This is a genomic window from Ligilactobacillus murinus DSM 20452 = NBRC 14221 (assembly GCF_001591685.1).
In the GTDB taxonomy this organism is placed as follows: Bacteria; Bacillota; Bacilli; order Lactobacillales; family Lactobacillaceae; genus Ligilactobacillus; species Ligilactobacillus murinus.
Genome location: NZ_BCVJ01000098.1, coordinates 1 through 2,395, shown reverse-complemented (window position 1 = coordinate 2,395; position 2,395 = coordinate 1). Strand labels below are relative to the sequence as shown.

The 2,395-nt window shown below is 33.9% G+C and carries 2 protein-coding genes; both read right to left on the bottom strand.

Going from position 1 to position 2,395, the window contains the following annotated elements; genetic code table 11:
* Nucleotides 1-114: 114 nt before the first annotated feature.
* Nucleotides 115-660 (bottom strand): restriction endonuclease subunit S, encoded by a 546-nt coding sequence (locus tag LMU01S_RS09870; protein WP_056959214.1) that lies wholly within the window; start codon nucleotides 658-660, stop codon nucleotides 115-117.
* Between the two features lie 37 nt (nucleotides 661-697).
* On the bottom strand, nucleotides 698-2,317 hold the full coding sequence (locus LMU01S_RS09865; protein WP_056959215.1) for a type I restriction-modification system subunit M: 1,620 nt from the start codon (nucleotides 2,315-2,317) through the stop codon (nucleotides 698-700).
* Nucleotides 2,318-2,395 lie beyond the last annotated feature (78 nt).

Genomic DNA, 2,395 nt, shown 5'->3' with positions numbered 1-2,395 from the left:
TAAATTACATCCTACAAATAAAACATAACAGTATATCAATAAAATCATATAAATATATCGACAATTACATACGCTAATTTAGATTTTCTAGCTAAAACAGCTTTGCCTATCACACTAACTACTGATTTTCTCAATACGCTGATGAAGGGTAATCAACTCATCTAAGTGCTTGAAAAAGCTACCGATTTTTTGTTGTTCAATATCACTTGGAATATAAAAACACATATTTTTGAAATTTTTATTGGTTATTTGATTTATAGTTGCACCCAAGTTCCTGTTAATTTCTAAATTAAATTTTTGTGTGTCCAATGTAGCATTTATGAAGTCTGATCTTTTTGCTCTTATTCCTGCCATAAAAGCACCTATTACAGCATTTCCTAAATTCTTTTTCACTTTAGCATGTTTTCCAATAAGACCACGTGAACCGTTCCTAACAACAACTATAATATCTCCATTTCTAATTTTTCTAGATATTGCCACAGTAGGCTCTACGTATACATTATCAGCATCCACTATTTCTCCATCACGAATGTTTGAAGATCTTAGAACAAGAACCCCTGCATCATGAATAACATTCTGAGGAGAATAGGTAAGACCTGAAAAAAATTCAACAACTTCTCCCAACTTTCGCAGTTCCCAAGCGTTTGTCCTGATAAGCAAAAGTAGTAATTACCTACGATTTTTCAAAGTATAGTTCCTATTTCTTGAATTTTGCTAAAAATTCTTGGAATTCCTTATCTACTTCAGGGGTTGTTCCTACCAATTCATCTAATAGACTGTATAACTCATTAGTTGTTTTTTCAATTTCAGAACGAGTTTCATTAATATTTGTCACGATTTCAGAAAGTGGGACAACTTCCTCTTCTTCAAAAGTATCAACATATCGTGGAATATTTAAATTAAAGTCATTTTCTTCAATCTCTTCGATGCTTGCAACATGCGCATACTTATCAACATCTTTACGCTTTTGGTAAGTTTCAACGATTTTTTCGATATTTTCGCTGGTTAATTTATTTTGATTTTTACCCTTTTCAAACTCATTTGACGCATCAATAAATAAAATATCCTTATTATTACCACGAGATTCACGGCCTTTAAACACTAGCACACATGTTGGAATATTTGTTCCATAGAACAAGTTAGCTGGTAGACCGATAACTGCATCGAGTAAATTTTCCTTAATGATATTTTTACGAATCTTACCTTCCGCAGCTCCTCTAAATAGCACACCATGAGGTAATACAATAGCCATTGTTCCAGTCTTTTCTAGGTGATATAGGCCATGTAAAACGAAAGCATAATCAGCTTTTGAAGCTGGTGCGATCCCAAACCCCTTAAAGCGTGTATCTTTTTCACGATCTACATTTTTAATATCCCATTTTTGTGAGTAAGGCGGATTAGCTACCACTGCATCGAATTTCACAGGAACCTGAACACCATCTTTTTCATCAAACGGCCAATCAGCATCAAGTGTGTCAGCACGTTTCAAATTCATATTTCGATAATTGACACCGTGCATCATCAAATTCATCCGAGCTAAGTTGTAAGTTGTTGTATTCAATTCTTGACCATAAAAATCAACAGAGCCCTCTGCATCACCATTGGGTAATTCTTTTTGTACGGTCAATAGCAATGATCCCGAACCCATAGTTGGATCATAAACATGAAATTGATCATCCGATTCTTTTGAATTCAGTGTTACTATTTTTGATAAAACTTGACTTACTTCATGCGGAGTGTAAAATTCCCCACCTTTTTTACCCGCATTAGCCGCAAATTGGCCAATCAAATATTCGTATACGTCACCTAAAATATCATGTCCAGAGTCATCTTTAAAATTAAATTCATTAATCATCAAGACAATATCATTCAAGGCTTTAGCACGTTCATTTGTGGATGAACCTAAACGAGTATCACCTAAATTGACATCTGAAAACACATTTGCAAAATCATCCTCAGCTGCGGCATTACGCTTAGCATTTGCATTGAATGAATCAAACATATCTTGGAAATCACTGGCTTTGATCTTATGATTTTCAATCTTAGAAACCATCTTATCCCAAACATACTCTGGATCAATCGCATAACCGATTCCCTTAGAAATATCCTGAAGATACTCTTCTTTTTCTTTGGGGTCAGTCACTTCATAAAATTCTTCCAAATAGTTGTCAGCCAAATATTCATCTTGATTTTCTGATAGATAACGATAGAACATAAAAGGCAAAATATAGTTCTTATACTCACTTGCATCCATTGTTCCACGTAACTTATTAGCCATTTCCCATAGCTTTGACGTAACATCACTTGCATTACTCATATTCAATTCTCTCCTTTTTTATACAAACATCTGTTGAAGCATCGTTTTTTTCAATGTTTTAAGTAATTCTAACTCACG